Annotated in this window: 16 protein-coding genes; 5 read left to right on the top strand and 11 right to left on the bottom strand. The window is 36.4% G+C overall.

Features of this window, described 5'->3' with window-relative positions; translation table 11 throughout:
* Positions 1 to 99: 99 nt before the first annotated feature.
* The 5 genes from FG382_RS11690 to FG382_RS23525 all read right to left on the bottom strand — a co-directional run bounded on the left by FG382_RS11690 (position 100) and on the right by FG382_RS23525 (position 2,512).
* Complete coding sequence (locus FG382_RS11690) at positions 100 to 420, bottom strand: hypothetical protein (protein WP_142539060.1); 321 nt, start codon at positions 418 to 420, stop codon at positions 100 to 102.
* A gap of 193 nt (positions 421 to 613) precedes the next feature.
* On the bottom strand, positions 614 to 808 hold the full coding sequence (locus FG382_RS23530; RefSeq protein ID WP_211356388.1) for an AHH domain-containing protein: 195 nt from the start codon (positions 806 to 808) through the stop codon (positions 614 to 616).
* Positions 745 to 1,560 carry an AHH domain-containing protein gene (locus FG382_RS22970; protein WP_211356387.1) on the bottom strand — a complete coding sequence of 272 codons (816 nt, stop codon included), beginning with the start codon at positions 1,558 to 1,560 and terminating at the stop codon, positions 745 to 747. The genes FG382_RS23530 and FG382_RS22970 overlap by 64 nt, the downstream gene beginning before the upstream one ends.
* A gap of 37 nt (positions 1,561 to 1,597) precedes the next feature.
* Positions 1,598 to 2,134: an ankyrin repeat domain-containing protein gene (locus FG382_RS11680; protein ID WP_142539059.1), complete on the bottom strand. Its 537-nt coding sequence runs from the start codon at positions 2,132 to 2,134 to the stop codon at positions 1,598 to 1,600.
* Between the two features lie 219 nt (positions 2,135 to 2,353).
* The gene (locus tag FG382_RS23525; protein WP_194483522.1) at positions 2,354 to 2,512 is read right to left on the bottom strand and encodes a hypothetical protein; all 159 of its coding nucleotides are present in this window, start codon (positions 2,510 to 2,512) and stop codon (positions 2,354 to 2,356) included.
* A gap of 934 nt (positions 2,513 to 3,446) precedes the next feature.
* Here FG382_RS23525 and FG382_RS11670 point away from each other — a divergent pair.
* Complete coding sequence (locus FG382_RS11670; protein WP_229677382.1) at positions 3,447 to 4,481, top strand: sensor histidine kinase; 1,035 nt, start codon at positions 3,447 to 3,449, stop codon at positions 4,479 to 4,481.
* A 38-nt stretch (positions 4,482 to 4,519) separates the two neighbouring features.
* A complete protein-coding gene (locus FG382_RS11665; RefSeq protein ID WP_142539057.1) occupies positions 4,520 to 5,824 on the top strand; it encodes an MFS domain-containing histidine kinase in 1,305 nt (434 codons plus the stop codon).
* 79 nt (positions 5,825 to 5,903) lie between these two features.
* Here the strand turns inward: FG382_RS11665 and FG382_RS23370 are convergent, their stop codons facing one another.
* From FG382_RS23370 to FG382_RS23220, 3 genes are all read right to left on the bottom strand, one after another.
* Positions 5,904 to 6,035 carry a hypothetical protein gene (locus tag FG382_RS23370; RefSeq protein ID WP_280525886.1) on the bottom strand — a complete coding sequence of 44 codons (132 nt, stop codon included), beginning with the start codon at positions 6,033 to 6,035 and terminating at the stop codon, positions 5,904 to 5,906.
* 78 nt (positions 6,036 to 6,113) lie between these two features.
* Positions 6,114 to 6,623, bottom strand: coding sequence for an ankyrin repeat domain-containing protein (locus FG382_RS11660; protein WP_142539056.1), 510 nt, complete (start codon positions 6,621 to 6,623; stop codon positions 6,114 to 6,116).
* A gap of 22 nt (positions 6,624 to 6,645) precedes the next feature.
* Positions 6,646 to 7,707 (bottom strand): AHH domain-containing protein, encoded by a 1,062-nt coding sequence (locus tag FG382_RS23220; protein ID WP_229677383.1) that lies wholly within the window; start codon positions 7,705 to 7,707, stop codon positions 6,646 to 6,648.
* A 56-nt stretch (positions 7,708 to 7,763) separates the two neighbouring features.
* On the opposite strand from FG382_RS23220, the gene FG382_RS23520 reads away from it, so the two are divergent.
* On the top strand, positions 7,764 to 8,006 hold the full coding sequence (locus tag FG382_RS23520) for a T7SS effector LXG polymorphic toxin (RefSeq protein ID WP_425328524.1): 243 nt from the start codon (positions 7,764 to 7,766) through the stop codon (positions 8,004 to 8,006).
* A 691-nt stretch (positions 8,007 to 8,697) separates the two neighbouring features.
* Here FG382_RS23520 and FG382_RS11650 read toward each other — a convergent pair.
* The 3 genes from FG382_RS11650 to FG382_RS11640 form a co-directional block, all read right to left on the bottom strand.
* The gene (locus tag FG382_RS11650; RefSeq protein ID WP_142539055.1) at positions 8,698 to 9,315 is read right to left on the bottom strand and encodes a hypothetical protein; all 618 of its coding nucleotides are present in this window, start codon (positions 9,313 to 9,315) and stop codon (positions 8,698 to 8,700) included.
* 15 nt (positions 9,316 to 9,330) lie between these two features.
* Positions 9,331 to 10,509, bottom strand: coding sequence for a ParM/StbA family protein (locus tag FG382_RS11645; RefSeq protein ID WP_142539054.1), 1,179 nt, complete (start codon positions 10,507 to 10,509; stop codon positions 9,331 to 9,333).
* Between the two features lie 858 nt (positions 10,510 to 11,367).
* Positions 11,368 to 14,517 carry a DEAD/DEAH box helicase gene (locus FG382_RS11640; protein WP_425328521.1) on the bottom strand — a complete coding sequence of 1,050 codons (3,150 nt, stop codon included), beginning with the start codon at positions 14,515 to 14,517 and terminating at the stop codon, positions 11,368 to 11,370.
* 167 nt (positions 14,518 to 14,684) lie between these two features.
* On the opposite strand from FG382_RS11640, the gene FG382_RS11635 reads away from it, so the two are divergent.
* Entirely contained in the window at positions 14,685 to 15,917 is a 1,233-nt protein-coding gene (locus FG382_RS11635) for a mechanosensitive ion channel family protein (RefSeq protein ID WP_142539052.1), read from the top strand.
* Positions 15,918 to 16,467: 550 nt separating this feature from the next.
* Positions 16,468 to 17,361: a YsnF/AvaK domain-containing protein gene (locus tag FG382_RS11630; RefSeq protein WP_142539051.1), complete on the top strand. Its 894-nt coding sequence runs from the start codon at positions 16,468 to 16,470 to the stop codon at positions 17,359 to 17,361.
* Positions 17,362 to 17,404: the final 43 nt, after the last annotated feature.

The following is a 17,404-nucleotide window of genomic DNA, read 5'->3' as shown; positions in this document are numbered from 1 at the left end:
TTTGACAGTATTGAAGTTTAAAATAGAAAAGATAGAGAAAGGTTCATATAAGAATCCTCCCTCTATCTTTTTTGGATTATTTCTCTATCTGCATTGATTTCAAATAATAACTTTCTCTTCATCGCGTTTTATATCTATTATGTACTGACAAAATGTTTCAATTGCTTCCCTATCTTCTATTGACAATTGCCTATATTCCTCTGCATGTTGCTCTGACAGATCTTGTAGTTCCTCGTAACTAACTTCTCTTTTTCTTACAGCACCTTCCACCTCTATTGCCTTTTGCTTCGCATCAGCTAGATTCGTAAAAGCATAGGCTAATTCCTCATCTTCTGTGGAGATGGCTACACCATCTGTATGTTTATAGTAATGCTCACCTATTTGTATAACATAATACACAACCATATTCAGTGAATCCAAGTTGCACCTTCTTTACTTTCAGAATGCTTATTTTTCATTTTTCACTTCTTCAAATTATCAATTATACACCATCTAATCCAACATGCACTGACATTATTGCAGCAGTTCTTTTGTGTATTCAATATAATCCGTAAAATATCCATCAACATTGAATGCTTTGACACGTTTCTGCTCATTTTTAGTTTAAAATATTTCATTTTGACCTCCAATATTCTTTATAAAGCATATCTGGATTATCCCTTACTTCCTGCTTTAACCCTTCAAACAATTTAAGGAATTTCTCCCTATCTCCTTTAGCTAATCTATCATAAGTACTCAGTTTATCTAATACATAATCATGATATGCATTTGAATGTCTCCCTTGATGAGGTAATAATTCATTATCCATTCATCATCTAAATTTAAACCATACTTTTTTGTTATATTCTCCATTTGAGGAGTGTATTTCTTACTTTTATTTGTTGCATAGTGGTGTTTTTGTAAAGGTTTGGTAGTACCCTTAACTCCACTCTCCTCTCTAGCCATGGAGATTATCTGATCCTTCAACCCGCTAGCATTCACAACATTATAAGGAACTTCACCAGCCATCGCAAACTGCGTACGAGGTGCGGAAGGTAATAGGTCAGCTAGTGATGCCGAGGCAATATTTGTGGCCTCGACTACTCTTGGAACAGCTGCCTTTGTGGCCGCAACCCCTGATTTTGTAAGTGAACCGACACCCTTCGTTCCTACTATTGAAGTGGCGACTGTGCCTAATGCGTAGGTTACCCAGTGGGCACGGGAATTGGCGTCTCCATTCACCATATCACGTTCGTAGGAAGTAGAGATGGCCGATTTTATTGTGTTGAATGTCTCTACCGGATTAGTAACAGCTTCTACTGTAGCTTCCAACGTGGCTTTTGGGTCTTGGAATATATCCACAATACCTGTGACAAAATCTTTTCCTACATCAAATAATCCAGTTAAAATTCCATCTTCTACTTCTAAACCAGTATCTACTGCTGACTTTTCTTCCTCTACTTCACGCAGGCACATTTCTGCTTCGTTTATCGGCGTCGTAATGGTTAACAGGGGACTACAGGAAGCGAGCTCCACCCAACAATCTTTTAAAAAAGTAAAAGGTGCCAGGCTCTCACACAACAATTCAAGATTGCATTAGAGCCTAACACCTGTTTGATTAATTAATTTTTTTGTTTGTTTCCTGTAACACTTTTTTATTCTGCTTTTGCTTTAGGTATTCAGCAATTTCTGTTTGCCCTCTTTCAATAGCAAATGCATAAGCATCCATATCTTGCATGTTTTCACCAGAGTATTTTATATAGAGATCTATACCACTCTCAACTAACAATTTAACAATCTCCAAATGACCACCATATATTGCAGAAAATAAAGGATTTCTATCTGGTTCACTAGTATCAATCACAATATCCTTGTTAATGAGATATTCAACAATATCTAAATACCCTTTTGTAGCCGCTCTTTCGAGGGCATTTGTAGAAAAGGTTCCCCCCTGTGCATTAATATCTATCCCGGCATTAATAAGAAGTTTTATTATTTCTAAATGTCCATGAGCTGCCGCTACATGTAACCAAGTTCCAAAAGGTGTCATCCATGTTAACATTTCTGGTTCTTTCTTGAGTAAATCTCTTAATATATCTAATTGATCATTTTTGATAGCACTTCTGAAGTCTTTTGCAATTTTGGTCTTATTCATTTTAGTTTCTCCTCTGATTTATTAACTTCTTAAAACCAGATACCATTTTGGAAAACCATGTTCTTTTCTAGAAATGAGTGTATACGATTCAATATTATTTTCTCCATCTGCTATATCTAGTAATTCAAAGGGTACATACTCTTCCCAAAAAGGTCCTGCATACTGGATATAAAATTCTTGGAAAGTATCTGATGCGTTTACACCTAGCCTTATTAAAGCCTACTGTACTAGATTGTTATCTTCACGTTTATATATTTCTTCTCCAAGAACTTCACCTAGCCTATCCGGCAAAGCACTCATATTATTTCCCCCTCCTAAAGCTTTTTCTTCTTTATGTATCGTTATGTCATAACAAGTAAAGTTATTTAATAGCAACATCTGTAACCTACATCTTTTTCATGTAACTCTTTATCATAACCTATCTCCTGTTCGTGAATACTGCTTCATTCAAGGTCCCAACAATGTTTTGAAAAAGCCTGTTAAATTCGTAACGTTTAGACTTATTCCCGGGGAAATAATTTATTCCTTTTCGTAAAGTCTTTTCTTTAGGTACTCAGCAATTTCTGTCATTCATAACATTTACTCCTGTCTTCTCCTTCTTGTACTAGTTACAGCTATAAGGCACATACACAATAATTTCACTAATAGGGTATGTCCTCTTCCACCCACAAGGCCAATACTTTAAAGATTTTTCATAAAAGTTATCTGACTTCCCATTAACTAATCGATTTAAAGCACACATCGTATGGCCACCAATAAAGTCACATAAATCATCTTGCTGAGTTATGAAATGTAAATTATATATCTTTTCAACAATACCTTCTACTTCTATTGATTTAACGTATTCCCAGACAGTATCAATTTCATTTGAGTCCTGAGACCAGGCAAGATTTTGTGTTGCATTGAAATCATTTAGTACCTAATAAAAGGTACCAGGTTCTAATACATATAATTGTTACAGTACCTTATGATAATGCGATTTGTTTATCATCCTATAATCTTCTGAATATTCATTAATAAATATTGTATATTCCACAATCTTTCGTTACTATTAATTTATAAAAATTATTAGGAGATGTATAAATTGGGAATTATAACTATGCATTTTCTATTTAATCTTTCCTTATTATTGATTTTATTTTTTACTTTTTTTCTATTAAATAAGAGAGTCGGTAGTATCCATTTACATAAGCGAGCAAGCTTATTTTATTTTGTTATTTCGTTAATACTTTGTTCTCTATTTTCTTATCCCATACAAAATGGGTATGTTCTAGATTTGAGGATCATTCCTTTTATATTGGGTGGTCTCTATTTGAGGTTCAGTCCTATACTAGGATTTTTGGTTATATTCTTTCGAGCATTTCATGGAATAGATGTTGGATTCTTTATAGGAGTTGCGTTTTATACCGTATTCAGTCTTTTTATATGGTATATTTCTCCTTGGTTTTTAAAACTCACTTCTAATATACGAATACTTTTTTCCGCAGGTATTACTTTACTAATAAGTGTTGGTATATTCACCATAGCATTAAACAAAGTATCTCCTGACCAATTGCTAGACATATTCATCGCCTATTTAATAGTCCCGCCACTTGGGGTTGCCATGATTTCTACCCTTATTGAAATAAGAGAAAAAAATCAACAGTTGCAACAACAGTTAGTCATCGAAGAGAAGTTGGCTGCACTAGAACAAATGGGGGCTGCAATATCTCATGAAATTAGAAATCCATTAACTACAGCAATTGGATTTATAGAGCTCCTCGACCAAGTTTCTTTAGATAGTAATAATAGTGCAAAATACCTCTCCATTATCAAAGATGAATTAGATTCTGCAGAAGGTATCATACAAGATTACTTAACCTTTTCTAAACCAATTATGGAATCAACAGAAGAATTAGATATTCAGAAAGAACTAACGCATATTTTGAAATTACTACATCCACTCGCTAATTATCATTCAGTAAAGGTTTCTACTGATTTTTCTGCCTCTGGAACTATCCAAGGAGATAAATCGAAATTCCATCAATGCTTTATTAATATTATAAGAAATTCGATCGAATCCATGCCTTATGGCGGTGCATTAATGATAAAGACGACTGCTACTCAGAACAAAATAATTATTTCTATTCAAGATACAGGAATTGGAATGAGTAAAGAACAGATTAAACGCATAGGGGAACCATATTATTCTACGAAGGGATCCGAGGGAACTGGTCTCAGCATGATGGTTGCTTACAGTATTTTACGTGCTATGAGAGTAACAATTGAAGTTCAAAGTGAGATCGGTGAAGGTACCCTCTCCCAGTTTCATTTTAAGCGGCATAAAACTAAGATAAAAAGAAGATGAATCTTTTCTGCATAAAATAGTAATGGAGGAATCATACCTTGGAATTAACAGTATATTTCTTTTTTAACCTATCCTTGTTAATCGTATTACTATTTTCAGGATTTTTATGGGCAGAAAAGTCGAAAAAGTCTTGGTCTTACCGAGCTATTTTCATCATCTATTTAATAATTAGTTTAACCCTCTGTTTTATTTTTACTTATCAAATAGAAGGCATTAATGTCCTTTTTGGTTTACGAAAAATTCCGTTCATTGTCGGTAGTTTATATATGGGATTAGGTCCTTTTTTGGCTGCATTCATTATGCTTGTAAGAGGGTTTTTGGGAATTGACTATGGTTTTTGGAGTACCGTCCTTTATTATGGAGGGTTTGCTATTCTTTTTTGGCGAATCTCTCCATGGTTTTTAAAACGCTCTCCCAAGCAACGAATTCTTTTTTCCGTAGGCGTAACATTTCTGTTCAGTTTTGTCCAAACTTTTACGTTGGGAATCTGGCACTTGCCTCACAGTAGCTTCAAAGTTTTATTTATTTTTTTAGTCATTCAACCAATTGGAGTCGGAATTATTTCTTATATTATTGAAGAAATTCTGATGACTATACAATTGCGTCAACGCACGATGAAGTCCAAACGGTTAGAGGCTGTGGAACGAATGGGTGCAGCTATTAGTCATGAAATTCGTAACCCGTTGACAGTAGCCATTGGTTTTGTTCAACTTTTGCAAAATAATGCTATTTCCAAAGAAAACCACACTCAATACCTCTCCATTATTAAAAACGAGCTGAAATCTGCTGAAAGAGTCATTCAAGAGTATTTGAATTTCTCTAATCCTGAAATTAAATCGATGGAACCTCTAGTTGTTCAGGAAGAACTAAAACAAGTAGTTCAATCACTAAAACCATTGGCAAAGCAAAATTCGGTCAAAATAGTTTCTATTTTTTCACAGGGAGAGGAGATTGAAGGAGACAAACAAAAGTTTCATCAGTGCCTTGTAAATATTATGAAAAATGCAATTGAAGCAATGCCAAACGGAGGCACATTAACGGTTGAAACGGAGAGCACACCAACAACTTTAGGTATTCTCATTAAAGATACTGGTTCAGGTATGACGCTTGAACAAGTGAACCGCTTAGGTGAGCCTTATTATTCAACAAAAGGAAGCAAGGGGACTGGCCTTGGCATTATGGTAGTGTATAGTATCGTACGTGCTATGAATGGGACAATTCATGTAGAAAGTGAAATTGGACAAGGAACGACATTTAAATTCACATTCCCTTCCTTATCACCTAGTTTTCTAGAACCTGTAGAAACAAAGGAAACTGAGAAGGAACTTGTTGGGAGTCGATAACTTGGGGTGCCAGGTTCTAATACAATTTAAATGGTTCGAGAACCTAGTACCCTAAACTGCTTCATTGTAAAATAATAAATTACTCTTTATACTCTGCTATACTGTTGAATGTTTCTATTGGATTCGTAACCGCTTCTACTGTAGCGTCCAACGTGGCTTTGGGATCTTGTAATATATCCACAATACCTGTGACAAAAGTGAAAGGTGCCAAGTTCTAACACAATTCGAGATTGTATTAAAACTGGCACCTTTGATTAATTATTTTTTTGCTTGGTCACTGTAACACTTTTTATTCTTTTTCATCCATTTTTTGCTTTAGGTATTCAGCAATTTCTGTTTGTCCAAATTCTCTAGCATACTCATAGGCATTCATATCCTTAATATTTTCGCCAGTGTACCTAATTGAAATATCTATACCTTTTTCAACTAGAAACTTAACTACTTCTTTATGTCCGCCATAAATCGCCCCAAATAATGGGTTTCTTTTTGCCAAGCTCACATCTAATTCTGCGCCTGCCTTTATTAAATATCTTACTATTTCCAAATGCCCCGCTCCTGCAGCCACTCTTAAAGGAGAAGCATCAAATACATCCCCTTTTGTGTTAACATCGATTCCTTTATGAATTAGATATTCTACTATTTCAAAATGCCCTTTCTTTGCTGCAACATGTAGCCATGTTCCAAATGGTGTCATTGAATGTAAAGATTCTGGATTATCGCCTATTAAACGCTTCACTTCATCAATATCACCAAGCTTAATAGCACTTCTTAAAGCTTTATTTAGACTTTTTTCATCCATAACACTACCTCCTATATATCTACTATCTTGTACTAGCTATATCTCCTAAATCGTTGAGAGTTTCAACAATATCATCAAAATCACCGTCTATTGCTTCAATAGCTCTTAACCTAGCCACTACTTCCTTTAAAGCATCAAGACTATGTTGTCCCGTTACAGCATTTGGTGCCCAAACGAGGTTTTCTACTCCAATTATTGGATCCACTCCATATCTTCTTAATATTTCTTGACCTTCTCGAACCAGCTCTTGCTGCTTCTGACCAAGACCTTTTTTGAATAGAATATGATGTGCATGAGGATTTATCATAGCAGAAGGTGGATCACCCATTAGCCCTCGTAGATACTTACCAAAATCTATTTTAATTAATGCTTCATCATATACTTTAGTAATGCCTAAATCAGCCATCTCTTTTCTAATCTCAGAGAGCTCGTCTACATTAAAAGTATTATTCTGAATGGCATTTTTGAGCTTATTCATTTTAGTGGAATCTACTTTCCCGTTCGCAGTTATGTCCTCAAGGTAATCACTTACAGTCTTACCCGTACCCTTAACACCACTCGCCACACTAGCCATGGAGATTATCTGGTCCTTCAATCCGTTTGCATTGACTGTGTTATAAGGAACTTCACCTGCGATTGCAAACTGTGGACGGGGTCCGTAAGGTAATAGATTAGCTAATGATGCAGAGGCATTATTTATTGCTCCGGTTACTGTTGGAACTGCTGCCTTTGTGGCCGCAACCCCTGATTTTGTAAGTGCACCAACACCCTTTGTTCCAACTATGGATGTGGCGACTGTACCTAATGCGTAGGTTACCCAGTGGGCACGAGAATTGGCATCTCCATTGACCATATCACGTTCGTAGGAAGTAGAGATGGCCGATTTTATTACGTTGAATGTCTCTACCGGATTCGTAACCGCTTCTACTGTAGCGTCCAACGTGGCTTTTGGGTCCTGGATTATATCGACAATACCTGTGACAAAATCTTTTCCAACATCAAATAAACCAGTTAAAATTCCATCCACCACTTCTAAACCAGTATCTACTGCCGACTTTTCTTCCTCTACCTCACGCAGGCACATTTCTGCTTTGTTTGTCGGTGTCGTAATGGTTAACGGGGGACTACAGGAAGCGAGCTCTGCCCAACGATCTGCCGCTACTCCAACACTTTGTAGTCTCTGCTGCTGGTTATAAGCAAGTACTTCAACAAATGCAAAGTGCTCTTGATGCCCTCGAACCAGATACTTTAGGTCATATAGTAGAGCAGTTTTTAGTAGGTGAGGTAGAGCTGGGACTTACCGAATGTAAGTGGCATCTGTTAACTCTAAAACATGATATCTCCCTTTCCTGGTCCATCAAACTCCTCCTCATTCCCTATTAGTTTTAATATTCCATTTTTTATAATAAAGGTAAAGATGGAATTTAGTGAGATTGGAAAAATGATCCTTAAGAAGTCTAAGGTTTGCAATAAAACCAATACGTATGTCACAAATCAGTTTCTATTTAGGAATACAAATACCTATCTATATATATAAGTTTTATAGTTCTTGAATATCGGTAAATTATCTCATTTGTTAAAGATAGAATAACGCCCATAATAGGGAAACAGAGCGGTAGCGAATTGAATTAAATGGCCGTTAAAATCTTAACTACAGGGCAGATGCTTTCCATCCTGTAGTGAAAAACAATAGAGCTTGCTATTTACTTAGTTCTAGCAGTTCTTACAAAGTCCATTATTTGTAAATACACTTCCAGTAAATGGTGTAATGCGACAGAGTATGCTGTGAACGCGACAAACTACTCTTCGAACACGACAAAACACATCCCGAACGCGACAAAGCGACCAATGAACGCGACAAACTGGACTAGCAGATCCGTTCAGCAAGTTCGAAGGGTTTTACCGCTCAGTTTCCCTATACCACTATTAAATTATAAACACTCTGTTCCTATGCTTCTGGTAAAAAGTTACCCACATGTCTAGGTCTTCTCTAGTTTCCTAACCAATAAAAAATTCGCCATAAACCAGCTCTCACTGATGTATGGCGAATTATAATCTTTAATAGACAGTATTGTTACTTATTCATTCTCGAAAGAAAATCTCCAAGTAAGTCATCTAAGCTTTCGGTTTCGACATTTTCCACTGAATCTTCCTCAGTGGACGCATGCTCATGTTTTACTTGCTCCCAGTCAAAATTCATCAAATCATCTTCTAGTTCGTCAGCAAGCATTTCTTGTTGAATCTCTTCTGGTTCTGTCGAATTATTTGCGTAAGGACTTGTATCAAGATCATTTTTTACAGTTTCCGTCGGCTCGGTTTGTAAATACAGGGCTTGGTCGATATCTAAAGCATTGCTGTTAAGAGAGGCGAGAATAGACATTGCCCGAACAGGATCTGACAGCAAATGATAGACAATGTTTCCTAACATAGCTTCTGAATGTGCGTGTTTTAGCCAATTGCGCTGTTCCTTACTTAGCTGTTTTGGCATTGGAATGGTAATAGTTTCTCTATCCTTGGTTAAGGAATTACTCACACCTTCCGTAACAAACTCGGCTATTTTGCTAGAAAAGTTTCTTCTCTCTGTTTCTTTTAACTTTTGCATTTGCTTTAAAATATGATCAGGAGTATCAGAAGGGAGCCGAAACGTAATAGCTTGTCCCCTTTGAATACTTGATTTCCCTGACTTTTCCATGAAATCACCCTATTTTTATACTTTTTGTATCGTTGCCTCAGCTTTTTTTGTCTCTTTAGCATTCTTTCTGACAAAATCAGAGATTAGTTTGTGATAAGCATTTGCCATCATCCAAATGCTCTCTTTTTCATCTTCAAAGAATTCGATATTATAGCCATTCAAGTTGTTATTTAACGTTTTAATATAATCTTTTAAAACGATTGACCCGCCGCCTACAAAATAGCAGATTTCTGTTTGCGAATTTTTTTGCCATACATTACGTAAATGACGATATTCTTTCTTCGCTAAGTCTAAAAGAATACGATCTGTAATATCATGAACGCTTGTACGACTACCGTTCACCATAATATGATTTCGGTCATTCTTTCTAGTGATGATATCTACAACATCTCTGCGGCTATCTAATTCCACACCATGTTTTAATCTTATTTCTTCACGAATTGACTCTAATGCTTCAGAAACACCTAGATTGAATCCTTGTGCTTTATCGTCGTCCACATTACGATTCTTAATGACTGCCACATCAGTTGATAGGCCACCAATGTCTTGAATAAGGATGCTTTTATCTACTAAATCTCTATTTATAATGTTTAAATCATTATCCATTACTAGGTTTATATAAGCTGCGAATCCTTCAGGGTATATTTTAACTTCATCAAATTTAATATTTACTTTTAGTCCTTGGTATTTAGGTGTTACTAAAAATTCAACTTGATGAACTGATCCTAAGAGCTGTGAACGGTAGCCCACGTCTTTTCCTTCTTTTACTTCACGAAGGGGCAGACCAGTACCTAACGTATAGTTTGCATCTATTACATTATTATTCTTTTTAAATAGACCTGCATTTTCTTCTCTAACTGCATCTAAAGCCAAAGTAGCAAATAACATGACTAATGTTTGATCTTCCTCTGATTTGTTACTTCCAGGGTCTAATTCAGTTGCATTATCGCTTTTTGTCGCTAAGCTACCAACACGATAAATTATATTATTTTCATTAAGGGCAGGGGAGTGTACTCTAATATGGATTCCTTCTATAGGATCCTTATCATTTAATTCCTCTATACCTATAACCGGTCTATCTTCTGTTGATACCGCAATTACATTGGGAATGTTTAGTTCATAATCCAATTTTCCAAATAAAGCTTTAACTGAGTCATTTCCTACATCGATTGCACAAACTCTTGAAGTGTTCATCAAATCATCCCTTCTTTTTATAGGTTCTACCATTTTAAGGTTATCTCACAGAGATTACTCCGTCAATCCACCAAAAGGTGTATTCAAATTGTAAACATTCCAACTAATTTTGCTTACAACATATACACTCTTGTATACTTGTAATCTATTTTGTACACATCCCTATTTAACAACATGCGTACGTATTTGTATACATGTTTACATTATTGAATACGTTATGTTTACTTATTGTATACTTGTATACACAACAGATTATTTTCTCTTTTTAAGTAAAAGTAAGCTTTTCTATCTTTATTATTTGATGCTTTTACCTCACCTAATATTATTTAAAAACAAGGGATTTTTGTGAAGAAATATCTACTAACTGAAATTATAGGATTTACTTCTCACTTACTCCTCTAAAGAAGAAATATTAGTAAGAAAATTATCAACCTCACTTTTCGCTTCCTTACAACAGAAATTATCTATTAAACACTTAAGCTAGTCGGTTTTTTTATTTAATTAGCATTTTAAGGGTGTTTTAGAGCATTTTAGCCACTTCACATGTTTTGGTATGTAATTATAATTAGAGTGGCCTTAAAAGGGCATATTTTAAGGTGAATTAGAAGGAGAACTTTAATAACACTGTCTACACGAACCAAAAACTATTAATTTTCTTCATTGATATAAAGTGAAACTGCAATCAGTGGGGGGTCTTCATCCCCCACTGATTGTTAGTTGAACCAATCGGGCTTTTACGGGCAGTTGATCTCCCACTTCACTTTCTCAATCTTGAAGTGGGAGTCTTACTGCCGTTAATGCGGGATAAACAGAAAAATCCAAGATAAGCGATGAATGCTTTTCTTGGATCTTAAGTTTCTATTCAATCATTAATATCTCTTTAATATCCTCTTCCGTCATAGTGGACAGTGCATCCTGCCCTGAGTAAATGACTTCATCGATGAGGCTTTTCTTTTTGTATTGCAGTTGCGTAATTTTTTCTTCGATCGTACCCTTTGCTATTAAACGAATGATATGGACTTCGTTTTCTTGTCCCATTCGATGCGCACGGTCTGCAGCTTGCTGCTCCACCGCTGGATTCCACCACAAGTCGTAAAGCACTACTGTATCTGCTCCATTCAGATTAAGCCCAGTTCCACCTGCTTTTAACGAAATTAGAAATAGATTTCCCTCTCCGTTATTAAAGCGATCACATAATGTTACTCGTTCCTCCGATGGTGTTTGACCGTCTAAGTAGAAATAGGGAATTCCCTCTCGGATTAGTTGCCTTCTAATTATACCTAGCATCTGTGTAAATTGTGAAAAGATGAGCACTCGTCTACCTGATATTCGACATTCCTCTAATAGCTCCATCAACTGTTCAAATTTAGCGGAGCTTCCCTTATAACCTTCCACAAAAAGAGCTGGATGACAGCATAGCTGGCGAAGTCTTGTGAGTCCGGCCAATATTCGTATACGATTCCTTTGGAGCTCCCCTTTTTTCAAATGCTTCAGTGCATCTTGTTTAAGCTCTGCCAAATAGGCAGCATATAACGCTTTCTGCTCTATTTGTAACTCGGAATACAGCATTGTTTCTTTCTTGTTTGGTAATTCCTTCAGTACATCCTGTTTCATGCGGCGCAATATAAACGGGCGTACTCGTTTTGCTATACTATCACGGCTTAATTCACTAAAGGCTCTTCTTCCTGGTAATAACTCTGGAAACACAACATGAAATATAGACCAGAGCTCATCTAATGCATTTTCGATCGGCGTGCCGGTAAGTGCAAAACGATGCTCTGCTTGAATCATCTTCACCGCTTTTGCTGTTTTGGTAAGTGGGTTTTTAAAAGCCTGTGCTTCGTCTAAGAACAGCGTATGAAATAGGCGATTCCTGTATAGCTCTGTATCCATTCGAAGCGTTGGATAGGAGGTGATTATTACATCTACACAAGCATCTTTCTTCCACAATTCAGTTCTTTTGGTTTTATTGCCATCTATCACCTGTGCTTGAATATATGGCGTGAATTTTTCTAACTCATTCTTCCAATTGTATAGGAGGGAGGCTGGGCATACGATTAGTATCGGTAAATGACGAGTGCGGGCATCTGAAAGAACCGATTCAATGAAAGCAATACTTTGAAGCGTTTTACCAAGTCCCATATCATCAGCAAGGATACCTCCGAATCTGTATTTTGCAAGTAACTGGAACCATCTAAATCCTACTTTTTGATAATCTCTAAGGACCCCTTCTAAAGAGATTGGACTATCCAACTCTAAGTTTTCAGGGTTGTGTAAGTTTTTCATTAGCTTCGCAAATTTTTCCCCCGGTTCTACCAGGTCACTTTGCTCTAAGGAGTCGATCATTTGCATTCCTTTTATTAATGGAACTCGAATTACTTCTTCCATCGTATCCGTCGTAATTCCCATATCAATAATAAAGCTAGATAAAGCTTGGTATTCAGGTGTCTCAAGTGAAACTAAGTTGCCACCTGGAATGCGGTAAAACTTTCGTTTTTCTTCAATAGAACCCATCAGCCGCTGAATTTCCTTTTCCGAAATTTCTTTAAGATCGAACTTGAACTCTAGCCAATCTGTTCGTTCCTTTACTTCGACTCTTATCCTTGGACCAATATATCCTCTTTGCACACGCATTTTCACGGCTGTCGAAGCATAAACCTGTACCCATTTTTCCATGTTACCAAGTATATGGTATAAAAAATGGTACTCCGCTTCCTCGTCATATAAAAAAAATCCACCTTCTGTTTGTGTAAAGGAGTTTTCCTCAAGCAACTCCATGATTTGCAGTTCCTTATTGCGCTGGCGTCTTATTCCTGGATAATGCGAAAATGTTTCTTCGGTTTCTTCGCATGGATTGATGACTAAATGCCCATAATGAAACTCTAATCCTACTAATAACCGGTGTTTCACTCGATCTAGGAACATCTTGATACGAAGTGGTGTTTCCCCTAGTCGTTTGGAAATGGATTCTGCAATTATCACTTGCCCGAGCTTCATCAAACCGGGAATAACTTTTTCCATAAAATGATCTATTTGCTCGTCTGATATAACGAGTTGATGTGTTCCTGACTTATCCAGCATTGCTTTCAGCTCTACTAGCCTATTGCATTCATCTGCAAGAAGCTTATATAGAATTCCTTCTGACAGTGCATAGCCGTAAGCCTTTAATACGGTAATTTGCTCGAGTCCTTTCACATTCAATTGATAGCCGGTCGTATGTCCTTCCTCAAATTCAAAGCTTAGAGAAAGGTCTTTTCCTATATGAACTCCGTCGAAAATCTGTCCACCGTGCATTACCCTAACTGCAGGTGCTTTTTCCAATAAAGGAAGTAGCTGCTCCCAATCCGAGGCGGAGATAAGTAACAGGCCTTCTTGTAAGGCGGCTTTACTTTTTATTCGCTGGCTTTTCATCAGAAATTGAAGAACTTCATCCGTTTCTCTTGGAAAACTGAAGAGCTCTGGTGTATAGATCAAGCCCGGTGCATATTCGAAGGGTTCTCTACTCTCCATTGCACTCAAAAATTTTGCTATATGGGAGACTGGATGTAACTTACGGGAACCAATACTTAACTGTATGCCGAATGTATACTCCCCCTCTGTTTGATAAACAGGACGGTAGGTGAACTCTACATGCAATGTCTGTCTTTTATCAAAATGTAGCTGCTTACCGGTAGGAGCTGAGGATTTGTTTTCAAATAGTTCTAGCATTTGTGCCGCTAAGTGATCCTCCGCTTGCTGCTTCTCTTCAATAGAGAGTAGTACGGCCGCAATATGCTGACAGTATGTCTGTACAAAGCTTATTTGCGGACATGTACAATTAGCTACTATTTTTCCACCGGGAGCTGCTTTTACCATGACATCAAAGCCATCTCCCACTTTCACATTGGCGTTAATAACTGTACTTTCTTTTTTAGCAGGGTGAAGATTTACTTTTTCAGCTTGAAAGTATGCCTTCCCCTTTTTAAATGCAGTAACTCCGCATAGTTTTTTGATTTTTGTTTCATTCATCGAAAAGTTCATGTGGTAGTCCTTTCTCGATTACTATTAGTTATCTTTTTTATGTATTTGTTCTGTTTGGTAATATCTTAGCATGTTTTGTGTTGAAACATGGAACAAGGTGAAGGTCAATTTATTTTGATATAATGATATTTATGTCAACAAATGGAGTGAAATAGATGGAAATCGTAAGCCAACAGCTTTTAAAATATGGAATGGATGCTACCTTAGTTAAATATCTATCCATAGTTATTACCATTCTTTTAATAATGATTTTCTGTATAATAGCGAACTTTATCACCAAAAAAGTAGTAATCAGGATGATTACCAAAATTGTGAACAACACTAAATTTCATTGGGATAATGTACTTTTAGAAAGAAGAGTTTTTCATAAATTGTCGCATATAGTTCCTGCAATTATAATTTACTACTTTGCTTCCACTTTTCCATCCTTTCAACATCTGATAGAAAAGGGAGCGATGGCCTATTTAGTAATTATGGGGTTAATCGTTATTAATAGCTCTTTAAATGCAATGAATGATATATATCAAACGTATGAAGTATCTAAGACCAAGCCTATTAAAGGATATGTTCAAGTAATTAAAATTATTGTCATAACGTTTGGAATTATTCTCGTAATCGCAAACCTTATGGGAAAAAGCCCCCTTCTTCTTCTAAGTGGAATTGGTGCTCTCTCTGCTGTATTCATGTTGGTTTTTAGAGACTCATTATTGGGCCTTGTTGCAGGGATTCAGTTGTCGACTAATGATATGGTTCAAGTTGGCGATTGGATAGAAATGTCTAAATACGGGGCAAACGGTGACATTATTGATATCTCCCTCAATACCGTTAAGGTACAAAACTTCGATAAAACGATAACGATGATTCCAAGCTATGCGCTAATATCCGATTCTTTTATCAATTGGCGAGGGATGCAATCTTCCGGAGGCAGGCGGATTAAGCGTTCATTAAATGTCGATGTCAATAGTATTGTGTTTTGTACAGAGGAAATGATCAGTAGCTTTAAAAATATCCATCATCTTTCGGACTATATTCCGCTTAGAGAACGTGAGATTACAGAGTATAATAATAAAAATAAAATTAACAAAAGTAATCCCGTGAATGGTAGGGCGCTTACGAATATCGGTGTATTTAGAGCGTATATTAGCAACTATCTTCGAAATCATCCTGGAATCAATCAAGAAATGACCTTAATGGTTAGACAATTAGCACCAACCGAACACGGATTACCAATAGAAATATATGCATTTACAAATGATGTAGCATGGGCTGTGTATGAGACAGTTCAAGCCGACATTTTTGATCATCTTTTTGCCATTGCCCCAGAGTTTGGAATTCAAGTATTTCAGAATCCATCTGGGAATGATTTGAAAAAACTCACGGATACATGAAGACGAGCTATTACTGTAAACCATCAGTAGTAGCTCGCTTTTTTGTTTGATATATACCAAATAGACTCTCTTTTAATAGATTAGAAACTTTCTTAAATTTTTTCTAAATTCAAGTATAAAAGTTAGATAGATTGACTATATTGTTAATAGATTATGAAATAACAAAAAGGAGGCAGAAAAATGAAGAGTCCATTTGAGTTACCAGAGCAATTACCAGAAACATTGGAAGAGTTATTAAAGTTGTTATTACACACAGTTATTGCATAGGAGAGATTTAAATAAAAAATGTTAACCGAAAACATAAAGAAGTAGATATTTCTACTTGTAGGTGTAGAAATATCTACTTCTTTGAACTTATTACATATAACTTTTCGAAAATAAAATCTGCACCTATCCCCTTCTCCCTCCCTGCTCTTCTCAATAATTCTCTTTTATTTGTTATGTCCAATTTCCAATTCCTCCTTCTTTTTTTGTTTCATCCAGAATTCAATTGGGTATTCTATAAAACAAGTAACATATCAAATCTTAAAATAATAGGAGGAACACTATAATGGCAGATAAAAAATATGTTGGATCATTCAGAACGGAAGAGGAAGTATTGCATAAGATTAAAGAGTTAAAAAATGAAGGTTATGTAGAAAATGATATTTATGTAGTTACCAATGATAAAGATTCTCTATCAATTGTTCGTGGTCAGACTGATGTGGATCTCGTATCAGCTGATGGAAACTGGTTAGACAAGTTTATAGCCTTTATGAGCGGAGATGAACCTGTTCGTGCAGCATTCCATGACATGGGCTTTACAGAAGAGGAGTCACAACGATACTACAGCGATGTCAAAGATGGTTCTTTTTTACTTTATGTAGACAAGAATTATGGAACTATTTACGACGACAAAAATATTGATTTAGGCACAGGCGCAGGTTACGTTGGTACCAATATCGATTCTACCGATACGGCTTATGTGGGGGACAATTCCCAAGAAGAACATTTGCAGCTTCATGAGGAACGATTATCGATTGACAAAGAACGCCAACTGGCAGGTGAAGTAAACGTCGATAAATACGTTGTAGAAGAGCAAGAAACAGTGGAAGTTCCTGTTGAAAGAGAAGAAGTATACATCGAAAGACGCGCGGTCGATGCAGAGACTGCGGCTGGAGAAGTATTCGATGATGGCGAGAGTATTCATATTCCTGTCATGGAGGAACGCGTTGAAGTGACAAAACGCCCAGTGGTAAGTGAGGAAATTGTTGTAGGTAAGAAAAAAGTAAAAGACACCGAGACGGTTAGCGAGACTGTTCGTCGTGAACAGGCAGATATCCACCGTACGGATGGGATTCCTAATGATCCAGATGCTATTTTAGAGAGAAATGCTTTGGATAATGACCCTTTAGAGGAAAATATATTAGGTGAAGATACATTAGATAGACGAAATAAGCTTTAATTGTTATTGGTGGTCAACCAATGATGAAAATCCCAACCATTGA

It is taken from the genome of Psychrobacillus lasiicapitis (genome assembly GCF_006861795.1).
Classification (GTDB): Bacteria; Bacillota; Bacilli; order Bacillales_A; family Planococcaceae; genus Psychrobacillus; species Psychrobacillus lasiicapitis.
The sequence above is the reverse complement of the archived record's forward strand: the minus strand, read 5'-3'. Positions and strand labels throughout refer to the sequence as shown.

Coding starts and splice junctions, on each gene's coding strand:
- FG382_RS23530 (WP_211356388.1), bottom strand. CDS start 808: ATGGATAATGAATTATTACCTCATCAAGGGAGACATTCAAATGCATAT.
- FG382_RS11680 (WP_142539059.1), bottom strand. CDS start 2,134: ATGAATAAGACCAAAATTGCAAAAGACTTCAGAAGTGCTATCAAAAAT.
- FG382_RS23525 (WP_194483522.1), bottom strand. CDS start 2,512: ATGTTGCTATTAAATAACTTTACTTGTTATGACATAACGATACATAAA.
- FG382_RS11660 (WP_142539056.1), bottom strand. CDS start 6,623: ATGGATGAAAAAAGTCTAAATAAAGCTTTAAGAAGTGCTATTAAGCTT.
- FG382_RS23220 (WP_229677383.1), bottom strand. CDS start 7,707: ATGTGCCTGCGTGAGGTAGAGGAAGAAAAGTCGGCAGTAGATACTGGT.
- FG382_RS11650 (WP_142539055.1), bottom strand. CDS start 9,315: ATGGAAAAGTCAGGGAAATCAAGTATTCAAAGGGGACAAGCTATTACG.
- FG382_RS11645 (WP_142539054.1), bottom strand. CDS start 10,509: ATGAACACTTCAAGAGTTTGTGCAATCGATGTAGGAAATGACTCAGTT.
- FG382_RS11640 (WP_425328521.1), bottom strand. CDS start 14,517: ATGAATGAAACAAAAATCAAAAAACTATGCGGAGTTACTGCATTTAAA.
- FG382_RS11635 (WP_142539052.1), top strand. CDS start 14,685: ATGGAAATCGTAAGCCAACAGCTTTTAAAATATGGAATGGATGCTACC.
- FG382_RS11630 (WP_142539051.1), top strand. CDS start 16,468: ATGGCAGATAAAAAATATGTTGGATCATTCAGAACGGAAGAGGAAGTA.